The organism is Nodularia chucula CCY0103 (genome assembly GCF_963923915.1).
Lineage (GTDB): Bacteria > Cyanobacteriota > Cyanobacteriia > Cyanobacteriales > Nostocaceae > Nodularia > Nodularia chucula.
Map to the genome: position 1 here is coordinate 1 of NZ_CAWUOL010000045.1, position 23,139 is coordinate 23,139.

The window sequence follows — 23,139 nt, forward strand, 5'->3', positions numbered from 1 at the left end:
AAAACTACTATACCTGAATATGTAAAGTTTTGTAACGAGATTCAACATTTCTGATTGCTTGGTATTTAAGCAAAAGAGTAAATAACCCTTAAACCGTAATTTAAATATTATTAGTGCGATCGCAAATAGCTCCGTAAGAATCGCCTCCAGCAACCCTTCAAATGATATTTGAGGCGATCGCATATTTATTAATTTCTTAACAACGCCCGAAATCCTGCTTGATTGAAATGTTCATCCGCAGTGAGGGCTTCAGAAATTCCTCTATTTTGCATCACAACAAATGATACACAGTCAACCAGTCCCCATTCTTTGTCTTCGCGATTTCTAAATAATTCAAAGGCAGCGCAATACAATTCATTTGTCAAAAGCACTATTTCAACATTTGGGTCTGATTCAAGAGATTCAAGAAGTTGAATTGCGGCAGTCCTATATCTTTGCTTTGAAAGTGCATTACCAATTTCCAGCAAAATTGCTTGAGTTGTGACGAGATAGAGATTTTGAAGTTCTATCTGTTCAGCAAGATTAACTGCTTTAGCATGGTTTTGATCAGTGGTTGCAGATAAGGCAATCGCAAAGGATGTATCTAAAAAAACTTCAGGCATTTTCTGACTGGCTTTCTCCATACAGATATTGGTCTATGTTTTCTGACCAGTCTGGATTGCCTTGCAATTTTAAAGATTTGGCAGTTTGCAAGAATGATTTTCTGGTTGCTTTAGCCTCAGGTAATAGGCTTTCAACAATAATCCTTACTCTTGTCCCTGGTTTGATATTTAAAGGTGTTGCAGGAATAAGGGTTTCGCCATCGAACAGCGCATCTAAGATTTGGAGCATAGCATTTTATCAAATATTGCTTCTCTATCATTCTACTATTTTCAAGCTTAATATCAAGAATTGATCGCCTATCACCATAGCTATAGACTGATCGGTCGCACCTCATAGTAACAAAACAGTGCGATCGCCCCTGCAAAACTTGAAAAGATGATTGTTGAGGCGATCGCATTTTTATTCTCCTCATGGTTTACAGCCTTTTTTTGTTTGTCAGTCGCCTAGTTCTGTAATCTGGTCTTGAAGTCAACCCGGCCTTATGTAAAACTGGTGATCTTTGGCTTCACACCGGACATTTGAGGAACTAAAACATGGCGCGTCTAGCACTGCTGAGTGTATCTAATAAAATAGGAATAGTTGATTTAGCCCGTCGCTTGGTGGAAGAGTTTAATTTTGATTTAATCAGCAGTGGGGGAACGGCAAAAACCCTCAAGGATGCTGGGCTACCTGTGACTAAGGTTTCTGATTATACGGGTTCACCGGAGATTTTAGGTGGTCGGGTAAAAACTTTACATCCTCGCATTCATGGCGGAATTTTGGCGCGGCGAGATATTCCTGAACATTTGACTGATTTAGAAAATAACCAAATTCGTCCCATTGATTTGGTAGTAGTGAATCTTTATCCTTTTGAGGAAACCATTGCCAAACCTGGGGTGAGTTTATCTGAAGCGGTGGAACAAATTGATATTGGTGGTCCGGCGATGTTACGGGCTGCGTCGAAAAATTTCGCCCACCTGACGGTATTATGTGACCCGGCACAATATGAGGAATATTTGCAGGAATTGCGCCAAAATGACGGGACTGCATCTTTGGAATTTCGCCAAAAATCTGCTTTAAAAGGCTTTTCTCATACGGCTAGTTATGACCAAGCGATAGCAGCTTATCTTAGCCAAGAAGATGCCGATACTTTACCCCAGCAATACAACCTATCTGGACAGCAATTGCAATCTCTGCGTTACGGCGAAAACCCCCATCAACCTGCTACTTGGTATCAAAGCGGTACAACGCCCACTGGTTGGGCTGCGGCTAAGAAGTTGCAAGGTAAAGAATTGAGTTATAACAATTTGGTGGATTTAGAAGCCGCCCACCTGATTATTGCGGAGTTTACTGATACCCCCGCCGCTACGGTGATTAAACACACAAACCCCTGTGGTGTGGCTGTGGGTAATACCCTTGTGGAAGCATATCAAAAAGCTTTTAATGCTGATGCTGTTTCGGCTTTTGGGGGAATTGTCGCCCTGAATCGCCCCATTGATGCGGCGACAGCGAATGAATTAACAAAGACATTTTTAGAATGTGTGGTTGCGCCTGGTTGTGAACCCGCAGCCCAAGAAATTCTCGCAGCGAAATCTAAACTACGGATTTTGACATTAGCAGATTTGAATAGTGGCCCTCAAGATACTGTGAAAGCGATCGCCGGCGGTTTTTTAGTCCAGGCTGCCGATAATCAAATCGCTGATGCAAATAAATGGCAAGTCGTCACCGAACGTCAACCCACCCCCGACGAGTTAGCCGAGTTACTATTTGCTTGGAAAGTTTGTAAACACGTTAAATCTAACGCCATTGTCATTACCAGCGATCGCACTACACTAGGCGTAGGTGCAGGTCAAATGAATCGCGTCGGTTCCGTTAAAATAGCTTTAGAACAAGCCGGCGCAAAAGCCCAAGGTGCAATTCTCGCCAGTGATGGATTTTTCCCCTTTGATGATTCTGTAAAAACCGCCGCCGCCGCCGGAATTACCGCCATTGTCCAACCAGGAGGCAGTTTGCGCGATCAAGATTCCATCAAGGCTGCAAACGAATTAGGTTTAGTCATGGTATTCACAGGTATACGCCACTTTTTACATTAAATCTCTAGCAGGGATTGTGTGCCACTTGACTAACTGTCACATATCGCACTTGGTTTTTGCCCAAACAGCAGTATTCTCTAGTTGTGTGCGAGGAGCAAAGTTAAAAATAAAAAGCGTTTGGGGTGGAAACACGGCAACACTCCCAAGCGCTTTTTGTATTGCTCTCAGAAATTTTACTAGAAAAAATAGCAACTCAAAATACTTGCCATTACCGAAAAGAGATGATATGCTCTAGTTGTGTGTGAGGAGCAAGTTAAAGATAAAAAGCGTTTGGGGTGGAAACACGGCAACACTCCCAGGCGCTTTTTAATTTTTCACCCACATCCCTCAAGACTTCCCTTCCAGTGGATTGGCGACATATTTAAATTCTGGCTCAGAGTTCCAAGGACCACGGGAATCTTTACCGTCGCCATTCGTCGATAGGTTGTAATAGATATCAACAGTTTCATCAGGTTGAATATTACCAAAAAATGGCTCCGTCAATTTCCCCAGTGAATCCAGCGCTTTCATAAACATCCGAGTATGAGAAACTTCTCTACTTAACAGATGTACTAAAGTATTTTTAGTTCCCTGGTCTGTTGCTAGTTTAATCAGTGCTTCGTAAGTCTGACGTGCGCCAGCTTCAGCCGCAATATTAGCCCTCAAATCTCGGACTACATCTCCACCTTCATTTAAGTAATTAGCTGTCCAAGCGCTTCCTTGACTATCTAGGAAATGAGGCCCCATCCCTCTGACAGCAAACAGTGTGCTTTTATATGCTTCTGTTTGATCCATATTTTTGGTATGACCTTCAATCAGTCTCCCAACCATTTCTAGGTGGCTAAATTCCTCCAATGCAATATCCTGGAGCATATCTCGAATCCCCGGATCTTCCACATGAAATGACTGCACCCAATATTGCAAAGCTGCGGATAGTTCCCCAGTTGCTCCCCCAAACTGTTCTAGGAGTAATTGAGCAAAACGAGGGTCAGATTCCGAAATATTGACGGAGTGAATCGGCTCTTTTTTGTGGTAAAACATAGTTTGCCTGTTTAAAAACCATTTTTAATTAAATAAAATGTAATTATCTGTTAATATTAAATACAAAAAATATGCTACGGATACTACCAATGGGGTAGTATCTATTCTGGAAATCAAAAAAATTAGTATTTAGCGGCAAGTAAATAAATAATTCACACCGCAACTAAGATAAATTTAGGTTCTACGGCGACTGCTAAAGAGTCCCCATAAGTAGATAGCAATCATGGAACCAATAACGGCAACAAACAGACCAGGGATACTTAAACTTGCAGCCGTTAATTGTAGTTGTCCCGTTTGCAATAAAGTAAAGACACTACCTCCAACAAACGCACCGATAATACCTAAAATCATGGTTGAGAGAATACCACCACCCTGATAACCGGGATAGATTGCTTTACCAATCGCACCAGCTAAAAGTCCTAACACTGCCCAAGCAATAAGATTCATAAACGTCCTCGAAGTCTCAACTTTAATTAGTATATCAATTCCTGTTTAGAATTGTTTCTATCAGAGGAAAGAGTTACGAAAATCAATAGGTAGAGAAACTTTTTAAATTGATCGGGAGAATCGCCGTTCTTTGGTTTGATGATAGTTATCGAAAATCACGGCAATATTTCTCACTAGTAATCTACCAATATCTGTAATTTGGATGTGGTGCGTTGAAATATTAACGAGTCCATCGGCTTGGAGTTGCGCTAAGGCTGCTAGTTCATGGGCAAAATATTCATCAAAATTGATGTGATATTTTTCGGCTATATCTTGTTTATGCAGATGGAAGTGAGACATAATCGACATGATTACATCCCGTCTAATAATATCATCTTGATTCAGTTTAATACCTTTACTTAGAGGGATAATATCTGCGGAAATTGCCTGATAATAATCCTTTAATTTTTTGTGGTTCTGCACATAAGCATCATGTAGCATACTGATGGATGTCGCCCCAAAGCCTAAAAGTTCTGTGGAGGAGTGGGTGGTATACCCCTGAAAGTTGCGCTGGAGGGTGCGATTTTGTTGGGCGATCGCCAGTTCATCATGATTTTTGGCAAAATGATCCATTCCAATAAAAAGATACTGGTTTTTGGTCATTTCTTCAATGGTCATTTTGAGAATTTTTAACTTTTCTTGGGGTTGAGGTAATGCGGCTTCGGGAATATTTTTTTGGGCTGGCTTCATCCAGGGGACATAAGCAAAGTTGAAAACAGCAATACGATTAGGATCTAATTTAATGGTTTTTTGAATTGTTTCCTGAAATCTTTCTAGAGTTTGATAAGGTAAACCATAAATCAGGTCTACATTTACACTCTGAAACTTGGCTGCTCTAATCCAACTCATCGCATTAAATAATAATTCTTCTGGCTGGATGCGATTCACAGCTAGTTGGACTTGAGGATTAAAATCCTGAATCCCAAAACTAACACGGTTAAATCCTACTTCACGCAAAAAGAAAATATACTCTTGATCAACGTAGCTGGGATTAATTTCAATGGAAATTTCTGCTTGTAGATCAATATTAAAGTTTTCTCTAATTTGTTCCCACAAGAATTTGACTTGATCTTGATTTAAATAGTTTGGTGTACCACCACCCCAGTGAACTTGTAAGACTGTTCTGTCTGGATCAATCAAGCGCGCCATGTTCTTGATTTCTCGCGCCAAATGCTCTACATAAGGTTTAGCAATATTTTTATTTCTAGAAATAACTGTATTACAGCCGCAGAAGTAGCAAGCACTTTCACAAAAAGGGATATGGAAATATAAAGACAGGGGAGATTTTCGGTTATTTGAGGCGGCGATCGCACCTTGAAAATCACCTGTAGTAAATTCTGCGTTTAACTCCGTAGCCGGCGGATAACTCGTGTATCTGGGTGTAGGATTATCATACTTTTTGATCATCTCCAGATCAAATTTAACACCAGGCAAGACAAAAACCATCAAAACCTCCAAAAAACTGCGATTATCCCGCCTCATGCAGCGTGGCGGAAATTAAATTTCCATGCAATCAATTTGTATAATTTCGCTATTGTTTATTAGCAGTTGGCGAAATTTAGAATTAGGATTTTAGGCATTTCCCACGGTGGCTAATTTATGCCAACTTATACTAGTGTAGAGAGTAGTAGCAGTGCGGAATGTGTTGAGTTCAACCAAACAGCCTAAATTGCAGAAATGATAGGATCTTTTGGTTTTGCATCATTTTTCTCTCCCAAAATCATTTAACTATCAATATCTGTCTAACTATAAAATTACTAATATTTCTTTATATTTTTCGGCTTTCGCCACTTCGCAAATTTGCAAATTCAATCTATTTACGGGATTTTTGCTGACAGAAGAATGGAAAAACGAACCGCCTATCGCTAAGGCGAAAGCTCCGCTAACGCGCAGCGTATGCCCCTTGGGCTTTAGACGCAAAGAACGCCAAGGTAAGAGGGTTTAATAGGTTTTTTACATGGGATGCTCTCCCACACCTCCCACACCTCCCACACTCCCCACACTCCCCCTACTCCCTACTCCCCACTCCCCACTCCCCACATCCTAAAATTTTAATATTTTATCTCTTGTGCGATTTATATAATTTATGCTTATATAACTATAAAAAGATAAAGCATGAAAGCAGTCTCATGGTTAAGTCTGTTCAAACTCCCGAACCTCAATTATTGAAGCCTGGGATTAAAGCCCCAGTGCAGGAAACCTTATTAACGCCTCGGTTTTATACCACTGACTTTGACGCAGTGGCTAATTTAGATATTTCCGCCAATGAGACTGAGTTACGGGCGGTGATTGAAGAGTTGCGTGCTGACTATAACCGCCACCACTTTGTGCGCGATGAAGAGTTTAAGCAGTCTTGGAATCACGTTCAAGGAGAAAAACGCCGCGCTTTTATTGATTTTTTAGAGCGTTCATGCACTTCTGAGTTTTCCGGATTTTTGCTGTTTAAAGAACTATCCCGCCGACTCAAAGACAAAAATCCTCTCTTGGCTGATGCTTTTAATTATCTAGCACGGGATGAAGCCCGCCATGCGGGATTTCTGAATAAATCTATGGCTGATTTTAATCTGTCTCTGGATTTAAGCTACTTAACTAAACATCGCACATATACCTTTTTTCCGCCAGAGTGGGTAATTTACACTGTTTACCTCTCGGAGAAAATTGGTTACTGGCGCTATATCTTAGTTCATCGCCATATTGAAAAACATCCCGAATATCAATTTTATCCCTTGTTCCGCAAGTTTGAAAGTTGGTGTCAGGACGAAAACCGACATGGGGATTTCTTTAAGGCGTTATTGCGATCGCAACCCAAACTATGGAAAAGTTGGAAAGCGCGGTTGTGGGTACGTTTCTTCTTGCTGACGGTATTTGTCACCCATACCATTACAGTATTTGAACGGGCGACATTTTACGAAGCCATTGGCATACATCCCCGTCAGTACAATAATAGAGTAATTCAGGAGACAAATAATACCTCTGCCGGAGCATTTCCTCTAATTTTGGATACTAATCACCCGGACTTTTTCTGGCGATTAGAAGAGTGTTTCCTCGGTACTCAGAGATTGGCAGAAATCAAAGAGGGTAAGGGTTCTGGATTTGTCAAGTTCTGGAAAAAAATCCCCCCCATGTTCTCGATTTTTGCTAATATGTTGCGCCTTTACTTGATCAAACCCATTGATACAGAATCAACACGCGGTACAGTTCATTAAAGATTAAATGCTGCAAATAAAGGCTCAGATCCCCAATTTATTCAATAAATTGGGGATCTAAAAACGTCTCGTCTCACATATAGCATTTCACGGTTGAGTGAAATACAATCACCCCACCCCCAACCCCCTCCCCGCCAGCGATCTATCCATTAGCCCGTCAGCGAGGAAGGGAACTGGATTTTTGGTTAAATTCTATTTATACATCTTTATCTTAAATTGGTATTAGGACTGCCATTTTGGGGGTTAGTAGCTAGTTAAAGTTTTGCTTTCTAAAGCTGACAAACACTCACATTTGAGCCAAAATCCCTGTCATCTACTGACTAAGTGACAGAATTAACAGTAAAATAACTTCATGCTACTAGGATTTAAGACCCAACTCAAAGTAAACAAGCAACAACGAATACTACTGGCGCAACACGCAGGAGTAGCCAGACACGCTTGGAATTGTGGTTTAGCACTTTGTCAGCAAGTATTACTACATAATAAACAGCACTCAGAACACCCGAAGGGTGAAGCTCCTAACGTCGCTAACACTGCGCTAACGCAGTCGCCTACAGAGGGAAACCCTGGTGTAGCACTCTCTCAAAAAATTAAATTTCCCACAGCCATAGATTTACATAAATGGTTAGTAGCATCCATTAAATCCACCCATCCTTGGTATTATCAAGTGTCGAAATGCGCTCCTCAATACGCATTAAGATATCTCTCAGATGCCTTTAAAGACTTCTTTAAAAAAAACAAAGGATTTCCTAAATTTAAGAAAAAAGGGAAACAAGACTCATTTACCTTAGATGGTGCCATTCACATTCACCAGAGAAAAGTAAAAGTTCCCGTAATCGGTTGGATAAAAACCTATGAAAACCTCCCCACAGGATATAAACCGAAATCACTCACCATAAGTAAACAAGCTGATAAATGGTTTATCTCGTAGAAAATAGAAGTAGAAACCAGTGAAACAACCAAACATCAAGAGTTTGTAGGCGTAGACTTAGGAATAAATCATCTAGCCACATTATCAACTGGAGAAATATTTGATGGAGTCAGAAGCTATAAAAAGTATGAGTCTAAATTAGCCAGAATGCAATATTTGAACCGACATAAACAAAAAGGTTCCAATAACTATAGAAAAGCCTGTGTAAACATAGCGAGATTACACCAGAAGATAGCCAACATCAGAAAAGATACATTACATAAAATAACCACCTATATCAGCAAAAACCACGCGGTTATAGGAATAGAAGATTTAAATGTATCCGGGATGTTAGCCAATGGAAAGTTATCAAAAGCTATAGCTGATATGGGTTTTTATGAATTGAGGAGGCAGTTAGAGTATAAAACCCAACTTTATGGCAGTAAGTTAGTGATTGTGGATAGATTTTATCCCAGTAGTAAGACTTGCTCCCATTGTGGAGAGAAGAAAACATCTCTGTCATTATCTCAAAGAGTGTTTAAATGTGATCACTGCGGCTTTGAGTGTGACAGAGACGTAAATGCTGCCATTAACCTCAAACAAGAAGCGGTCAGATTGACCGTGTTAGCCTGTGGACTAGATAGTGCCGACACTTTTAGGATGAAACAGGAAGAAAAAGCTGGCATTTGTTAGCTTTTTTGAATCGGATGTAGATTATCTGGGTTATCATCTAGCTTGGGAAAGTCGAATAATAAAATCAGACCTACCGTGATTTATCCCACAGCTATTTCTGTACCGGAACCACAAATACCCAACCCCGAACCGAACCCATTACCCACTCCCCAACCATTACCAGCACCTATTCCTCAAACGGTTCCAGGGACAATACCCCAAACCATACCTGAACCTGTTTAAATTGACTTTGTAGTTAAAAATCTCCAATCAAAAATGCTAAGAGCCGGAATTGTCGGACTTCCCAACGTCGGAAAATCTACTTTATTTAATGCTGTCGTTGCTAACGCCAAAGCGGAAGCAGCTAACTTTCCTTTCTGCACGATTGAACCGAATGTAGGCGTTGTCTCAGTACCGGATGAGCGCTTAAATGTTCTCTCTAAAATTGCTACTTCTGCCCAAATTATCCCCGCACGGGTGGAGTTTGTCGATATCGCTGGTCTAGTCAAAGGTGCTAGTCAAGGAGAAGGACTAGGTAATCAATTTTTGTCCCACATCCGCCAAGTTGATGCTATTGTCCATGTGGTACGGTGTTTTGAGAATGAAGATATTATCCACGTCGCCGGTTCTATTGACCCAGTGCGAGATATTGAAATCATTAATTTAGAACTGGCTTTATCAGATTTAGCACAAATTGAACGGCGCATTGATCGCACTCGTAAACAAGCCCGCAGTAGCAAAGATGCACAGTTTGAAATCACAGTTTTAGAAAAATTGGCGGCGGCTTTAAATGAGGGTAAATCGGTCCGTCAGGTAAGTCTAACGGAAGAAGAAGCGGAGATTATTAAGGTACTGGAATTACTGACTAATAAACCAATTATCTACGCAGCTAATGTTTCTGAGGATGAATTAGCAACGGGGAATGAGTTTGTGGAAAAAGTCCGCCAAGTTGCAGTTAATGAAAATGCCCAAGTGGTGATTGTTTCGGCGCAGGTGGAAGCGGAATTAGTGGAGTTACCAGAAGCAGATAAGGCTGATTTTCTGGAATCTTTAGGTGTAGAAGAAGGCGGATTAAAATCTTTAATTCGGGCGACTTATACCCTTTTGGGCTTGCGAACATATTTCACTTGTGGTCCCCAAGAAACTCGCGCTTGGACAATTAATGCGGGAATGTCTGCACCCCAAGCCGCAGGTGTAATTCACACTGATTTTGAACGGGGATTTATTCGCGCTGAAACTGTTGCTTATGATGCTTTAGTTACTCACGGTTCGATGAGTGCGGCGAAGGAGAAAGGCTTGGTTCGCAGTGAAGGTAAAGAATATATTGTGCAGGAAGGGGACGTAATGTTATTCCGGTTTAATGTGTAATATCATTGCCGTTTAAATTTTAACCCCACCCCTAGCCCCTCCCCGCAAGCGAGGAGGGGAACTGGATTTACAGTGAAATTGGGTTTTTAGGGCTGGAAACCCTTTTTGGTAAAGGATATGTGTACACGGTAGCGCAAGCGAGGAGGGGAACCGGATTTACGCGTGGGTCAGGATGTGTGTACATGGTAGGTATAGCACCCGCCAAGGTGGTTAGGACAAAAATGGATCATAAAACCCTTGTAATTAAGGAGTTTTAAGTCGAGTACACAATCAAGGGCTGAAGCCCTCACTACAAGCTAGAGTTGACCTGTGAATACTTTTGTGGCTGGCCCTGTCATGTAAACTCTTTGGTCGGGTTCTGACCATTCAATTTGCAAGCAGCCACCAGGTAGTTCTACTGTGGCGGTGCGATCGCATTTTCCGGTGAGGACACCTGCTACTAAGGATGCACAAGCTCCTGTACCACAGGCTAATGTTATACCTGCCCCCCGTTCCCATACCCGCATTTTTACATAGTCTCGGCTCACTACTTGAATAAATTCGGTGTTTGTCCGTTGGGGAAAGGCTGGGTGATGTTCAAATTGGGGTCCGATATTTTCTAAGTCAATGGCGGCGACATCTTCCACAAAGGTGATACAGTGAGGATTTCCCATACTTACACAGGTGACTTCCCAGGTTTTACCCGCTACTTCTAGGGGTTGATTAATCACTTTTGTGTCAGATGTACCCAAGGTTGTGGGAATTTCTCCGGCGAGTAATCTTGGTAAACCCATATCCACCTTGACTTGACCATCAGCCATGAGTTGGGGTGTCATTACACCGGCTAGGGTATGAATGCGATATGCGTCTTTGGTTCTCCCTTCCCCTTCTAAATCGGCGATAAATCTACCTAAACAGCGAATCCCATTCCCACACATTTCCGGTTCGGAACCATCGGAATTAAAAATCCGCATGGTGTAATCAGCACCGTTTTCTCCAGGGAGGGCAAAAATCACACCATCCGCACCAATCCCAAAGTGGCGATCGCATAACTGAATCGCTTGCTCTGGAGTCAATACTGGTAAGGATGAGGGGCGATTGTCAACTAAAATAAAATCATTTCCCAAACCGTGATACTTAGTAAATTCGATTGCCATTTTTCCTATGATCAATTATCAATGATTATGGATGGGGTATTAGGGATTGGGTATTGGGTACTGGGTACTGGGTATTCGGGATTGGAAATAAAAATCTTTTCCCCCACACCTCCCACACCTCCCTACTCCCTACTCCCTACTCCCTATTCCCTACTCTCTTATAACTAAAAATGACTACAACTGAATTTGATACTTCACTACCCAGCATTCGCCAACTCCAAGAACTACTTAGACAAAAAACACTGGTGGAGTGGAAACTGGTAAACGGTGATTCACTAATTGGTAAGTTAGCTTGGCAAGATCATAATTGTGTTTGTATTGTGGATAGTACCGATCGCCAAATTACGATTTTTAAACAGGCGATCGCCTACTACCAAGCCAAGTAGTGCTGAGTTAAGAATAGGATGTGCTAAGAGGTGTAGTGCTGCTAGCAAACAATGGTTGTAGTTTAGTTAAACTCTCCACCTGACCGCATAACAGCACTTGATCACCAATTTGTAAATCTGTGTTTCCGTCAGGACTGCGGATAAATTTGCGATCGCGCCGCATCCCTTGGACTTGAAATCCCGATTGTTGCTGAAGATGTAACTGTGCAATATTCATACTCAAAACCGGAGAGTCAGGACTAACTGTTATCCACTGACAAGCCTTATGAACTCCAGGAACAGCCACCTTTCCTTGGGCTAATTCTTCTAAAGATGTTAGTTCCTCATCCGTACCTACTAACAGCAAGCGATCGCCTGTTTCTAATCGTGTTTCAGCATCAGGATAATCTATTTCGGCCTCGTTAACACGGCGAATAGCCATTAAACTTGCACCTGTTAAGTAGCGAATATCCGCCTCGCCTAAACTCATATCAATCAAGGGTGAATCGTATGGTAGGGTATACCAACGGCGATTTAAATCACGGGTGGCTTGCTGCAAATTCCGGGAAACTTCTGATGGTATTTGTTCTGGTCGTAATGCTAAATAATGATCATTACGAATTTGTTTCATTTCCTGTTGCACTAAAAAGGAAGAAAATCCTAAGCCTGTTAATAGATGGTTAGCCATTTCTAAGCTAGCTTCAAATTCTGGTTGAACAACTTCCTTCGCCCCTAGTTGATATAGCAATTCAATATTTTTATCTTGGGTAGCACGGACAACCAAATCCAATTCTGGACACAATTCTAAAGCTCGTTTCAAAGATAGCCGGGTACTCATGGGGTCAGGAAGTGCGATCGCCATTCCTTGAGCATGATTTACTCCCGCAGTTTCCAAAACGTGCAGACTCACACAATTACCATAAACATAAGGAACTCCTTCCTCCCGTAATTGCTGTATCCTGCTTTCTGATTGGTCAATCACCACCACAGCTAAATTGTGCTTTTGTAACAACTTCACCAAATTCCTACCCACTCGCCCATAACCGCAAACTACAACATGACTTTTTGAAGGTAAATTTTCTGAGACATCACGGGGATAAATTTCTTCTAAATAGGGTTGCAACCACGGCATAGATTCGGCAAAATTAAATAAAAATGGCACTAATCGCAACACAAAAGGAGTCAGCATCAAAGTCACGGCTGTAGTTCCTAAAATCAGCAAATATATGCGCCGAGAAACCAACCCCAAAGCCTGACCTTCACTAGCTAGGACAAAGGAAAATTCTCCAATCTGCGCCAAACCTAACCCAGCAATTAAAGCTGTTTTCAACGGGTAGCGAAACAGTTTCACCAAAGGGGTAATAATTAAAAACTTACCTACAAATACCAGTGCTACCAATACTAAAATTACTTCTAGATTTTTCCACAAAAATATTGGGTCAATTAACATCCCAATGGCGACAAAAAATAAACTAGCAAAAATATCTCGGACTGGTTCGACATAAGTTAAGGTTTGGTCAGCATATTCCACCTCCGATATCATTAAACCAGCGACAAACGCCCCCATTTCAATGGAAAGTCCTAAATGTTCAGTCAGCAGAGCAATTCCTAAACACAGGGTGACTACCCCTAATAAAAATAATTCTCGGCTTTCGGTACGGGCGAGGATTCGCAACAAAGGCGGAATCAGCCAAATTCCCGCTATTACTGCACCCCCCGCAAATAAAGCCAACCGCAGCAAAGCTGTTAAAACCGCAATTCCAATGGTTTCAGCCGGTTGATTTAAGGCTGGTAAGACTGCAATCATTAATCCCAGTGCTAAATCCTGCACCACCAATATTCCCAGCATTACTTGTCCGTGGGGGGTTTCGGTTTCGTTGCGTTCCATTAAGCACTTGAGAACAACTGCGGTAGAAGATAAGGATAAAATTGACCCCAAAAACACCCCTTTAGCAGGTAAATCTTCCCCAGCACCGGTGATTCCGCAAACAATCACTGTGAACAAAATCGTTAAGACAATTTGTAATCCCCCACCTCCCAAGGCGATCGCCTTCACTTTTTTCAGTTCTGCAAAGGAAAATTCCACACCCAAAGCAAATAATAAAAAAGCGACTCCAAACTGAGCCAGAGTTTCTACTTGAATAACTTCTTTAATTACTCCCAATCCGGTGGGTCCGACAATCATCCCGCCGATCAGATATCCCAACAGCACAGGTTGGCGTAGTAGTGAAGCCAACAACCCACCACAGGCGGCGACGGCGAGAACTGAAACTAAATCAACAATTAGTCTAAAATCTTCTGGCACAAGTTTTTCTAAAAAATATTAAGTCCTATTAAATTTAGGATACAAACTTTTTAGATATGGGGCTATAGCAGTTCCTCTTCAACATCATAGTCTCCTTCTCGCTGGCGGGGAGCAGGGAGCAGGGAGCAGGGGGAGGGACAATCGTTTTGAAACAGTGAAATTGGATAATTTATTTTCTGGAGTTCCCTAATATACAGCATCACAAAAATCTAATTAGTATTATAAGCAGTTCATTTTTACAAAAATGCAAAATCAACACCAAACACCTTTATTAGATGCCTTAACAGCTTATACAACCCATGCTCACGCTCCTTTTTACACCCCAGGACATAAAAGAGGTGAGGGCATTTCTGAACCCTTAGCTGATTTACTGGGGAAAAAGGTATTTAGAGCTGATTTAACAGAATTGGCAGATTTAGATAATCTCTTTGCACCTCAAGGCGTGATTGTAGCAGCGCAAAAATTAGCAGCAGAGGCTTTTGGGGCTGCACAAACTTGGTTTCTGGTGAATGGTTCTACCTGTGGAATTGAAGCAGCAATTCTGGCTACCTGTGGCACAGGGGATAAAATTATTATGCCCCGAAATGTGCATTCTTCTGTAATTTCTGGCTTAATTCTCTGTGGTGCTATCCCGATTTTTGTCAATCCTGAATATGACTCAGTGTTAGATATTGCTCACAGTATCACACCGGAAGTTGTGCAAGCTGCACTCCAAAAGCATCCTGATACTAAGGCAGTGCTGGTAGTTTATCCTACATATTATGGTGTTTGTGGAAATTTGCAAGCGATCGCACAAATTACCCACCAATATCATATCCCCTTACTGGTAGACGAGGCACACGGCGCGCACTTTGCCTTTCATCCTGATTTACCTCCCTCAGCCTTAGCCGCAGGTGCAGATTTAACAGTACAGTCTACTCATAAGGTACTCGGTGCGATGACACAAGCATCAATGTTGCACATCCAAGGGGAGAGGATAGATATTGACCGAGTAAATAAAGCTTTGCAACTTGTCCAGTCTACCAGTCCCAGTTATCTACTTTTAGCCTCCCTAGATGCCGCCCGTCAACAAATGGCACTACAGGGAAAAGTGCTGATGTCTCGCACCTTAGAACTTGCAGAGATAGCGAGGAGCCGAATTAGTGAAATTTCCGGATTAACGGTATTAAATCTGCCTAATTTAGATCCTACCCGATTAACTGTCACCGTTTCCGGCTTAGGTTTCACAGGTTTTGCAGCCGAAACCATCTTAGATGAAGAACTGGGTGTCACAGCTGAGTTAGCATCATGGCAACATCTGACATTTATTATCAGTTTGGGTAACACCTTATCTGATATTGAACAATTAGTGCAAAGTTTTATTTCTCTGGCGCAGATGAAACCAGATAATCATCCTCCAATTCCGGAAAAATTAGTTTTCTGGGATAATTTAGGGACTGTTTCTCCCCGTGAAGCCTTTTTTGCTGCTAATGAAATTTTACCTTTGTCAGAAACCTGCGATCGCATCTGCGCCGAAATCCTCTGTCCCTATCCTCCCGGAATCCCAGTTTTAATGCCAGGAGAAATTATTACTCCCCAAGCTTTACAATATTTACAACAAATTCAAGCAATGGGTGGATTTATTACTGGTTGCGCAGATCCAAGTCTCAAAACATTAAAGATAATTCCTAATTCGTAATATTTCCTATGGCTACCCCACGCTAACTATTAGAAACCCTGCGCATTAGCGGTAATTCCTAATTCTTGCATCAGAGGATAGATAATTAAATCCCCCACTCCCTACTCCCTACTCCCCATTCCCTATGTTACTTTTTATTCAAGTTTTTATCTGTTTCCTAGCAGTAATTGCTGTAGGAATGCGCCTGTCTCAAAGTGCTGATGTTGTCGCCGAAAAAAGTGGACTGGGGCGCACCTGGGTAGGTGGTTTGCTTTTAGCTGGTGTCACATCCTTACCAGAATTGGCTACAGGCGTAAGTGCAGTAACCGTATTAAACGCCCCAGATTTAGCTGTGGGGGGAATTTTGGGAAGTTGTTTGTTCAATTTGATGATTTTGGGAATGCTCGATATTGTCAGTGGACGGGAGCCATTACTCAAACGAGCGCCAGTCAGCCTGGGATTAGCTGCTAGTCTGGGCTGTGGGATGTTAGGAGTCACATCGGCGGGACTGTTATTGACTCAAAAAGGTATTCATTTGGCTTTGGGATGGATTGGTGTTCCCAGCTTATTATTAATCTTTCTCTATGTGGTTAGCGCCCGGATAATGACGCAGTTTGAGACTAGACGACGCGCCGCTATTTTAGAAGTGGAACCAGAAGCCGCTCAATACCAACACATTAAACCCGCACGAGCCTATCTAAATTTTACCTTACTTTCTATCATCACCGTCCTTCTAGGTGTGTGGCTGGCATTTTTGGGGGATCAGGTATCCGCCGCTACTGGACTAGGACAAAGTTTTGTCGGCGCACTGCTACTAGCTGCTGCTACTTCGCTTCCGGAAGTTGTAGTATCACTGGAAGCCATTAGAATGAACGCAGTAGAAATGGCAGTTTCTAATATTTTTGGCTCCAATCTCTGGAATTTAGCCATTTTAGGAATTTACGATGTGGTGTACATCAAAGGGAATTTGTGGTTAGAAATTAGCGACGTACATCTATTCACTGCCATTATTGCCATGATTATGACCTCAGTCGCCATTGTGGGATTGATATATCATGCTGTCAGTCGCTCCCAAATCTACGTCACATGGGATGGACTCACTCTGATTGCTCTTTACCTTGGCGCGATGTATATCATATACCGCAGTTGATTAACGATTGCTGTCACTGATAAACTAGCTGTGTCCGTTTCCGTTGATATCGCTATGAGAAACCGTAGAAGCATCCAAATCGGCAGTTAATTCTTTTGATCCAAACTGCACATAGCATTTCTTCGTCTAATAAAGTACAAAATTATCTGCGTTTATCTGCGTTTAATTATTATTTTGGAATTTTGGAAGCATAAAAATTCTCAAATTATCTTTATTAATTTGTAGTCAACTAATTTAGAAATAAGTAGATCAACATAATTAAGCATACAACCTTGACTTTAAGAAGTCGGGGATCTGGATATTACGTTTTTTAAATTTGAGCTACTTATCTAAAAATTACGCTATTAAATCTTCGTGTTTTTCATACATTTATTTCAAATCAATACACTTATGTCTAATGACATAGATTAGATTTATGTCATTAGATTGATGGAAATATTTTATATAAATGTGTAAATAAAAGTATTGATATCAAGCTAGTAAGTGTGACTCCATGTTAGAGAATGGGGCAGCATAAACTGCAAAATTACATAAAGTTTAGCGGATATCAAATATATTTAATCAGGAGATTTTCAAATGGTTGTTACCGTGCGTAGAAGAGCTATAGGTACTTTTGCTAACCGCATAGACATAGAAAAAGCCCTGCATGAGCTGAAGAGTTCGGGCTTTTCAATGGATAGAGTTTCTGTAATCGCTAAAGATGCAGAGCATAAAGGTGACATCGCAGGAACTCACACACAAGAAAAAGTAGGTAATAAAGCCGATCAAGGCGCAACAGCTGGAGCAATTTCTGGCGGTGCTTTCGGCGGTATAACTGGGTTGTTAATAGGTTTAGGAACCTTAGCAATACCTGGAATTGGACCTATTATGCTAGCCGGTGCGACAGCCACAACGTTGGCGACAACTCTAGCTGGGGCTGGGATTGGTGCCGCCGCCGGTGGTTTAATAGGTGGATTAATTGGGTTAGGAATCCCCGAAGAACGCGCCAGAGTTTATCACGAGCGAGTTGAACAAGGACATTATTTAGTAATTGTAGAAGGGACAGACACTGAAATTGCTGCGGCTGATGCAATTTTTCATCGCTATGGTGTGGAAGAGTTTGGTGTTTATGACTACCCCAATGATCAACGAGAACATCACCTAGAACCTGATACTGTGAGACATCAGACTACACCAGTTGTCGAGACAGTTTCTACTAATTACACCACAACAGGCGATCGCGATCAGCCAAATGTAGTCATTGTTGACCGTCGTGATGAAAAAATCTAATTTCATTTGCTTAAACATTTGATCAGGAGTAGGAATAGCGTCAAACTTGTGCTTTTTACTACTCCTATAACCGCCAATATATTTTCCCAAGTTGAATTTGAGAAGAAGACTGACAAAAATGCAAAAGCTAACTCCTTTCCTAATTAGTTGTGTTTTACTGCTCGGTACTGCTGCTTGTGCTGATGATGTAGCGAGAACAGACCCCGCAGCGCCGTCTCCGGGAGAACTTGTAGAAGCACCAACCACAGAAGAAAGACAAGAATCCCTGGAACAGTCTCAAAGTGAAACCCGCAGAAGACAATTAGATGCAGATATTCGCGCCCGTGAAGAGCGGACTGCTGCGTTAAATGATGGTCCGAGAAATCCAGAAGACTTAGCTAGTGAAGTCCGTTCTAAGTTGGAGGCTAATATTCCTGATGGTTTGCTGACGGTTGAGGCCACAGAAGAAGGTCTAATAACTGTCTCAGGAACTGTTAGTAATGAGGATCAGTTATCTAAGATTGAACCATTAGCAAAAGAAATTTCTGGCGTTAATGATGTGATTGTAGATGCAGTTGTGGCTCAACCAAGAGGCTAAATTGCGGCATATCAACGCCAATTGACGAGGGTTAGGGTTAATTATCAGGGAGCAGCCTTAAAACTCTTTAATTACAAGGGTTTTATGATCCGTTTTTGTCCTAACCACCTTGGCGGTTGCTATAACTGAAGAATTTTTAAGTCAGATCACAAACCAGATTGTGATCTTTATTCATATCAAGTAATTTAGAAGGGATAGTGTAGCTACCAAAATCTAAACAACTATGGAAACTGAACAAAAGCAGCTAGAACCAGCCGAGGCGATCGCATCTGGTAGAATTTTACCAGCAAGTGGGGGAGAAAATTTACCTCAATTACCGCCAGGTGACACAGGGGAAGCTGAATGGCGACGAGTTGGGAATAAAACAACTGACTTTTTAGCAGAACTTCCTGAATATTTAACTAGCTTTTTTCAGCAAAATCAGCGCGCTTTAATCAACTTTGCGTTAATTCTGACAGCAATTGTTACATTGAAGGTCTTAGTAGCAATATTAGGAGCAGTTAATAGTATTCCTCTACTAGAGCCATTTTTTGAGTTGATTGGTATTGCTTACTTTACTTGGTTTAGTTGGCGTTATCTGATTAAAACTGAACCGCGCCAAGAATTAACTCAGAAAATTCGATTATTTAAACAAGAAATTTGGGGTGAGTAATTTTTGCCAATTGAATTTCGTTGCTGGCGAAAGGTTTGTAGTGAGGACTAAAGTCCTCTATTTTTTTATTTTTCACTATACCTAAAGGCATAAAAACTGTAATTTTTTGAGTATAATTACTTCTTAAGATAGTAGTTTTATCATCTACATCAGTTTAATCTAGTTCTCGCAGTTATTTAAACAGGGCATAATATATGGCTAATCAAAATCCCGATTCTGCGAAACGTGCAGATGTGGATACTTATGATAGAGGAATAATCCCAGCCGAAACCGCGGCTCGTAAACAGAGAGAAGGGGAAAACTATAAAACTCTTCCGACAAAAGAAGATCAGGAAGGTGCATCCACAAATAACCAAAGCAATACAGACAGCATCAATACCACTGATGGCTACACTGTAGACCAAGAAGGTTTACTAAATAACTATGCTGTTGAGCCAGAAATGTATTATGAGGAACCGGGAGACGCGCGCAAAGTCGCAGCTAAAGATACCGCAGAACGTGTGGAAGAACTCCAAGAAGTGAATCAGGATAATGCAGGTAAGTTGACAGAAAAGGGTGACAATCGGGGTAAAGGCCCAGGGAGAATTTAGTCAATCCGTAATTGGGAGAGAAGAAAGGGATTTTATAGCAACCGCCAAGGACGTTAGGGTATCAACTGATCATAAAAGTGAGACACGACACCGAAAGGTTTTTACGCTACTCCCCACAAGAAGCAAAGGAGCAGGGAGCAGGGGGGAGTTAGAAATTACTTGACACGAACGGTATACTTAACAACTTTTCTTCTTCTCCCTTGCGCCCCACACCGCAGCTATATGGTGAAAGGTTTCATTTCGTAATTATGCCATTGTCTTTGATACCATTCGGCAACTATGGGACGGAGAATGAATTTGGGATGAGCATCTCCTGTGACATCTATGCGTAAACTGGAATAAGGTCGTCTCTTTTTGGAACCTTGACCATGACGACCCAGGAATAGATGCGATCGCGCGACTAATTTACTTGTATCTCCCATAGTTTCCATTAAGTCTTCCCCTTCGGTTCTTTGGCGACGTAGACTATAGCCGCTACCGCCACACACTACCCAATTAATATTTGCGTCTCCGTGTCCTGTATCTAGAGTTTTCAGGTGTTCCAAGCAATGAGCGTGACCATTTAAAACTAAATCTACTAGGGGTCTTCCCTGTGTCAAATCACCTACTTCTGCAGCTACTGCATCCAGGACACCACGCAGGCGATCGCGTACCGCTAAAGTTTGAGCTTGTTGCCATTTTGTCGCTTCAGTCACATAAGGCGGATGGTGAAAATAGATGACTCTTCCCCGGATATCTGCGGTGTTCCAAGACTTAATTAATCTTTGTTTTAACCATTCCAGTTGTTCAATATCGGTTACGGTGTTCACATCCGTGTTTAGTTGCTTTTCAATATCAATAATCAGTTCTTCAATTTGGGATATCTGACCCTGTAAATCATCTAGTTTCTCAGCATCGGTGGGATTCTCAGGATTTAGCTGGGCTGAGGTTTCCATAATTTGCAGTTTTTCTTGCTCAAACTCCTGACGGCGCTTTTCTAAACGTCGCCGATGTTCTCTTCCGGCGCTGGTTTTGGGGATTGGTGCGGGTTCGTTAAATGTATTGGAATCCAACGCAAAAAAGTCAATCCCGCCGTAGCAAAACGTATAATACCGATTTGGTAAGCGGGTAAAACTTCCTGGTTGGTAATTCAAGCACCGACCTGTATCTGTTTCAGCCGTATAATATTTATCTAAATGTTGCGCTAAGTCACTAGGAGCCTGCAAGGCTTTAAGATAGTCTAAAAATGCTTTTGCATAGGCGCTACCTTTTCCAGAACCATGTAAACCTACATCCAGTTCTAATTGTGATCGCAGTAAACGCCGCAAAGGTAACGTGGTAAAGGACAGCAAACTTAAAATAATGGGTAGGTCATAGTAATCATGATTTCCCGGTACAGGTAAGATGGGCAAATTAAACACCATCTGGTCATAATCAATCTTTTCTGGATGTTCTCCACCCACAAGGAACTCTCGGTAAGGTCGAATAAAATTCTGCTGGTAATATTCACTCGACCCCACCAGATAAATTACATCTCCTGTGTGCAGCATAAAACTACATTCAGAATGATGGGGTAACATTTGTTCTGCAATCTGTCGCTGAGGATTATGTCCGCGGTGACTACCAGTACCACTGTCACCCACTACCAAAAAAGAAAAATCTTGATTATCAGAGTGATTATTCGCCAACACCAGCCGAGTTTGGTCAATACTCCGCTCTAGAATTAACGGATCTTGCCATTTTACTCTCTGCTGCATCTTGCTAATTTTTTTAGCGATCGCTGGATCAGAAACCAGTTTCAATACAATCTACTCCTCAATCTTAATTATTCTTGTTCCTCAGAATTTTTCATCTCCACAGTCAAATTAGGAAGTCCCTCTAGCTTTTCCACAGGACTAGTGGCTTGATCCAGGGGTACAAATATTTTCAAACCTCCTGGTACACAATAAACTTCAATCGGAGTTGTGCCAATCATTTCACCATCTAAAACCACCTTTTGGGGAGGTTCTGCTTTGATTTTAAACCTATTTCCCCGCAAATAGCCAATATCATCTCGCTCGGCGGCGCTACTCATGGAAGCTGTTTGCAATAAATGAAAGGTTGCGGCGATCGCACCAGCTTTATTTTCTGGAGCCACTATTGTTAAATCTAACAACCCATCATCATAAATAATCCCGGCTGGCCCCTGGGCTAACACCGAACTAGGAGGAGCCGCATTCGCCACTGTCACGGCTGAAGCTGTGGTGGTAATGATTCTGTCCTCAGTCTCAATTTCTACATCAAAATTAGATAATTTCCGCAGTTGTTGCACCCCAGCTAAAACATACGCCATAATCCCAAAGCGTTTTTTGGCATCCCGGTCTGCCATTTCCACAGTTTCCGCCTCAAAGCCGATACCTGCGAGGAGTACCATCGGCTTATCGTTACAATAAGCTGCATCCACGTATCGAGTTGCTCCCCGCAAAATTGTCTGACAAGCAGCATCAATGGTGTCAGGTATCCTCAAAGCGGCGGCGAAAGCATTAGCTGTCCCCCGTGAAATTATCCCCAAAGGAATATGAGTCCCAACTATAGCCGTAGCCACCGCCGATAAAGTCCCATCTCCCCCAGAAGCAATAATTGCTTCTACACCCCGTTCTACAGCTGCGTGAGCTAATTCGTCAGCACCAACTTCTGGTGTTGTTTGATAAATATCTAAATCAATTTCTGGCTCTAATAGTGACCGAATCATCGCCAGTTCTTGTTCTGGATTACCTTGACCTGCTACTGGATTAAAGATAAGGCAAGCGGAACGCTTCATAGGGTGAAAAACTTAAGTTTTAATTAAACATATCAAATTATTTGCCAGTCTTGAATTTTAGCCAGTTAGATGGGGTGTGGGGAGTGGAGTCTGGGGAGTGTGGGGAGTGGAGAGTAGGGAAGTTACAATTGCTCCCTGCTCCCCTACCTCTTGGTGTGTCCTAACGTCCTTGGCGGTTGCTATATAGAACCCATTTGATTTATGTTGGCGTAGCCTGCACTTTGCGCTGACAACTGAAAAAGCTGTTTCCCACTCCCTACTCCCCATCTAAGTAATTAAAAAAAAATGTAAATAAATGTAAAAAAAACAGCATAAAGTTTAC

At 41.8% G+C, this 23,139-nt stretch carries 23 protein-coding genes; 13 read left to right on the forward strand and 10 right to left on the reverse strand.

What is annotated here, in order from left to right:
• From ACM0OP_RS13685 to ACM0OP_RS13695, 3 genes are all read right to left on the reverse strand, one after another.
• The coding region (locus ACM0OP_RS13685) for a hypothetical protein (protein WP_414528966.1) at positions 1-183 on the reverse strand (183 nt) is incomplete at its 3' end.
• A 5-nt stretch (positions 184-188) separates the two neighbouring features.
• A complete protein-coding gene (locus ACM0OP_RS13690; protein WP_414528967.1) occupies positions 189-623 on the reverse strand; it encodes a type II toxin-antitoxin system VapC family toxin in 435 nt (144 codons plus the stop codon).
• Positions 595-831 carry an antitoxin family protein gene (locus ACM0OP_RS13695; protein ID WP_414528968.1) on the reverse strand — a complete coding sequence of 79 codons (237 nt, stop codon included), beginning with the start codon at positions 829-831 and terminating at the stop codon, positions 595-597. Before ACM0OP_RS13695 ends, ACM0OP_RS13690 begins: the two co-directional genes overlap by 29 nt.
• A 305-nt stretch (positions 832-1,136) precedes the next feature.
• Here ACM0OP_RS13695 and purH point away from each other — a divergent pair, with 305 nt between their 5' ends.
• Positions 1,137-2,675 (forward strand): bifunctional phosphoribosylaminoimidazolecarboxamide formyltransferase/IMP cyclohydrolase, encoded by a 1,539-nt coding sequence (gene purH / locus ACM0OP_RS13700; RefSeq protein WP_414528969.1) that lies wholly within the window; start codon positions 1,137-1,139, stop codon positions 2,673-2,675.
• A 327-nt stretch (positions 2,676-3,002) separates the two neighbouring features.
• Here the strand turns inward: purH and ACM0OP_RS13705 are convergent, their stop codons facing one another.
• From ACM0OP_RS13705 to hemN, 3 genes are all read right to left on the reverse strand, one after another.
• Positions 3,003-3,695, reverse strand: coding sequence for a manganese catalase family protein (locus ACM0OP_RS13705; RefSeq protein WP_414528970.1), 693 nt, complete (start codon positions 3,693-3,695; stop codon positions 3,003-3,005).
• A gap of 174 nt (positions 3,696-3,869) precedes the next feature.
• Entirely contained in the window at positions 3,870-4,142 is a 273-nt protein-coding gene (locus tag ACM0OP_RS13710) for a GlsB/YeaQ/YmgE family stress response membrane protein (RefSeq protein WP_414528971.1), read from the reverse strand.
• Between the two features lie 102 nt (positions 4,143-4,244).
• Entirely contained in the window at positions 4,245-5,627 is a 1,383-nt protein-coding gene (gene hemN, locus ACM0OP_RS13715; RefSeq protein ID WP_414528972.1) for an oxygen-independent coproporphyrinogen III oxidase, read from the reverse strand.
• 683 nt (positions 5,628-6,310) lie between these two features.
• On the opposite strand from hemN, the gene acsF reads away from it, so the two are divergent.
• The 5 genes from acsF to ychF all read left to right on the forward strand — a co-directional run bounded on the left by acsF (position 6,311) and on the right by ychF (position 10,337).
• Positions 6,311-7,387, forward strand: a complete 1,077-nt coding sequence (gene acsF / locus ACM0OP_RS13720) for a magnesium-protoporphyrin IX monomethyl ester (oxidative) cyclase (RefSeq protein WP_414528973.1) — start codon at positions 6,311-6,313, stop codon at positions 7,385-7,387.
• Positions 7,388-7,739: 352 nt separating this feature from the next.
• Positions 7,740-8,318: a helix-turn-helix domain-containing protein gene (locus ACM0OP_RS13725; RefSeq protein WP_414528974.1), complete on the forward strand. Its 579-nt coding sequence runs from the start codon at positions 7,740-7,742 to the stop codon at positions 8,316-8,318.
• 3 nt (positions 8,319-8,321) lie between these two features.
• Entirely contained in the window at positions 8,322-8,990 is a 669-nt protein-coding gene (locus ACM0OP_RS13730; protein ID WP_414528999.1) for an RNA-guided endonuclease InsQ/TnpB family protein, read from the forward strand.
• 75 nt (positions 8,991-9,065) lie between these two features.
• Positions 9,066-9,212, forward strand: coding sequence for a hypothetical protein (locus tag ACM0OP_RS13735; RefSeq protein WP_414528975.1), 147 nt, complete (start codon positions 9,066-9,068; stop codon positions 9,210-9,212).
• Positions 9,213-9,245: 33 nt separating this feature from the next.
• Positions 9,246-10,337, forward strand: a complete 1,092-nt coding sequence (gene ychF / locus ACM0OP_RS13740; protein WP_414528976.1) for a redox-regulated ATPase YchF — start codon at positions 9,246-9,248, stop codon at positions 10,335-10,337.
• A gap of 296 nt (positions 10,338-10,633) precedes the next feature.
• On the opposite strand, the gene dapF is transcribed toward ychF, so the two are convergent.
• Positions 10,634-11,473: a diaminopimelate epimerase gene (dapF, locus tag ACM0OP_RS13745; RefSeq protein WP_414528977.1), complete on the reverse strand. Its 840-nt coding sequence runs from the start codon at positions 11,471-11,473 to the stop codon at positions 10,634-10,636.
• A 170-nt stretch (positions 11,474-11,643) separates the two neighbouring features.
• On the opposite strand from dapF, the gene ACM0OP_RS13750 reads away from it, so the two are divergent.
• Positions 11,644-11,859: an Hfq-related RNA-binding protein gene (locus tag ACM0OP_RS13750; RefSeq protein ID WP_414528978.1), complete on the forward strand. Its 216-nt coding sequence runs from the start codon at positions 11,644-11,646 to the stop codon at positions 11,857-11,859.
• 7 nt (positions 11,860-11,866) lie between these two features.
• Here the strand turns inward: ACM0OP_RS13750 and ACM0OP_RS13755 are convergent, their stop codons facing one another.
• On the reverse strand, positions 11,867-14,143 hold the full coding sequence (locus tag ACM0OP_RS13755; RefSeq protein ID WP_414528979.1) for a cation:proton antiporter domain-containing protein: 2,277 nt from the start codon (positions 14,141-14,143) through the stop codon (positions 11,867-11,869).
• Between the two features lie 244 nt (positions 14,144-14,387).
• Between ACM0OP_RS13755 and ACM0OP_RS13760 the strand changes: the two genes are divergently transcribed.
• From ACM0OP_RS13760 to ACM0OP_RS13785, 6 genes are all read left to right on the forward strand, one after another.
• Positions 14,388-15,821: an aminotransferase class I/II-fold pyridoxal phosphate-dependent enzyme gene (locus ACM0OP_RS13760; protein WP_414528980.1), complete on the forward strand. Its 1,434-nt coding sequence runs from the start codon at positions 14,388-14,390 to the stop codon at positions 15,819-15,821.
• 124 nt (positions 15,822-15,945) lie between these two features.
• A complete protein-coding gene (locus ACM0OP_RS13765; protein WP_414528981.1) occupies positions 15,946-16,950 on the forward strand; it encodes a sodium:calcium antiporter in 1,005 nt (334 codons plus the stop codon).
• Positions 16,951-17,526: 576 nt separating this feature from the next.
• Entirely contained in the window at positions 17,527-18,219 is a 693-nt protein-coding gene (locus tag ACM0OP_RS13770) for a general stress protein (RefSeq protein WP_414528982.1), read from the forward strand.
• Between the two features lie 118 nt (positions 18,220-18,337).
• Positions 18,338-18,796, forward strand: coding sequence for a BON domain-containing protein (locus ACM0OP_RS13775; protein ID WP_414528983.1), 459 nt, complete (start codon positions 18,338-18,340; stop codon positions 18,794-18,796).
• A gap of 223 nt (positions 18,797-19,019) precedes the next feature.
• Positions 19,020-19,448, forward strand: coding sequence for a CAAD domain-containing protein (locus tag ACM0OP_RS13780; RefSeq protein WP_414528984.1), 429 nt, complete (start codon positions 19,020-19,022; stop codon positions 19,446-19,448).
• Between the two features lie 194 nt (positions 19,449-19,642).
• Positions 19,643-20,038 carry a hypothetical protein gene (locus ACM0OP_RS13785; protein ID WP_414528985.1) on the forward strand — a complete coding sequence of 132 codons (396 nt, stop codon included), beginning with the start codon at positions 19,643-19,645 and terminating at the stop codon, positions 20,036-20,038.
• 218 nt (positions 20,039-20,256) lie between these two features.
• On the opposite strand, the gene ACM0OP_RS13790 is transcribed toward ACM0OP_RS13785, so the two are convergent.
• Both ACM0OP_RS13790 and ACM0OP_RS13795 read right to left on the reverse strand, forming a co-directional pair.
• Positions 20,257-21,819: a metallophosphoesterase family protein gene (locus tag ACM0OP_RS13790; RefSeq protein ID WP_414528986.1), complete on the reverse strand. Its 1,563-nt coding sequence runs from the start codon at positions 21,817-21,819 to the stop codon at positions 20,257-20,259.
• Between the two features lie 23 nt (positions 21,820-21,842).
• Positions 21,843-22,817: a YegS/Rv2252/BmrU family lipid kinase gene (locus tag ACM0OP_RS13795; RefSeq protein ID WP_414528987.1), complete on the reverse strand. Its 975-nt coding sequence runs from the start codon at positions 22,815-22,817 to the stop codon at positions 21,843-21,845.
• Positions 22,818-23,139: the final 322 nt, after the last annotated feature.

Excerpts from the sequence above, each read along its gene's own strand:
- ACM0OP_RS13705 (WP_414528970.1), bottom strand. The coding sequence starts at position 3,695 with ATGTTTTACCACAAAAAAGAGCCGATTCACTCCGTCAATATTTCGGAA.
- ACM0OP_RS13725 (WP_414528974.1), top strand. The coding sequence starts at position 7,740 with ATGCTACTAGGATTTAAGACCCAACTCAAAGTAAACAAGCAACAACGA.
- purH (WP_414528969.1), top strand. The coding sequence starts at position 1,137 with ATGGCGCGTCTAGCACTGCTGAGTGTATCTAATAAAATAGGAATAGTT.
- ACM0OP_RS13695 (WP_414528968.1), bottom strand. The coding sequence starts at position 831 with ATGCTCCAAATCTTAGATGCGCTGTTCGATGGCGAAACCCTTATTCCT.
- ACM0OP_RS13765 (WP_414528981.1), top strand. The coding sequence starts at position 15,946 with ATGTTACTTTTTATTCAAGTTTTTATCTGTTTCCTAGCAGTAATTGCT.
- dapF (WP_414528977.1), bottom strand. The coding sequence starts at position 11,473 with ATGGCAATCGAATTTACTAAGTATCACGGTTTGGGAAATGATTTTATT.
- ACM0OP_RS13775 (WP_414528983.1), top strand. The coding sequence starts at position 18,338 with ATGCAAAAGCTAACTCCTTTCCTAATTAGTTGTGTTTTACTGCTCGGT.
- ACM0OP_RS13750 (WP_414528978.1), top strand. The coding sequence starts at position 11,644 with ATGACTACAACTGAATTTGATACTTCACTACCCAGCATTCGCCAACTC.
- ACM0OP_RS13795 (WP_414528987.1), bottom strand. The coding sequence starts at position 22,817 with ATGAAGCGTTCCGCTTGCCTTATCTTTAATCCAGTAGCAGGTCAAGGT.
- ychF (WP_414528976.1), top strand. The coding sequence starts at position 9,246 with ATGCTAAGAGCCGGAATTGTCGGACTTCCCAACGTCGGAAAATCTACT.
- ACM0OP_RS13780 (WP_414528984.1), top strand. The coding sequence starts at position 19,020 with ATGGAAACTGAACAAAAGCAGCTAGAACCAGCCGAGGCGATCGCATCT.
- acsF (WP_414528973.1), top strand. The coding sequence starts at position 6,311 with ATGGTTAAGTCTGTTCAAACTCCCGAACCTCAATTATTGAAGCCTGGG.
- ACM0OP_RS13760 (WP_414528980.1), top strand. The coding sequence starts at position 14,388 with ATGCAAAATCAACACCAAACACCTTTATTAGATGCCTTAACAGCTTAT.
- hemN (WP_414528972.1), bottom strand. The coding sequence starts at position 5,627 with ATGGTTTTTGTCTTGCCTGGTGTTAAATTTGATCTGGAGATGATCAAA.
- ACM0OP_RS13785 (WP_414528985.1), top strand. The coding sequence starts at position 19,643 with ATGGCTAATCAAAATCCCGATTCTGCGAAACGTGCAGATGTGGATACT.
- ACM0OP_RS13710 (WP_414528971.1), bottom strand. The coding sequence starts at position 4,142 with ATGAATCTTATTGCTTGGGCAGTGTTAGGACTTTTAGCTGGTGCGATT.
- ACM0OP_RS13770 (WP_414528982.1), top strand. The coding sequence starts at position 17,527 with ATGGTTGTTACCGTGCGTAGAAGAGCTATAGGTACTTTTGCTAACCGC.
- ACM0OP_RS13690 (WP_414528967.1), bottom strand. The coding sequence starts at position 623 with ATGGAGAAAGCCAGTCAGAAAATGCCTGAAGTTTTTTTAGATACATCC.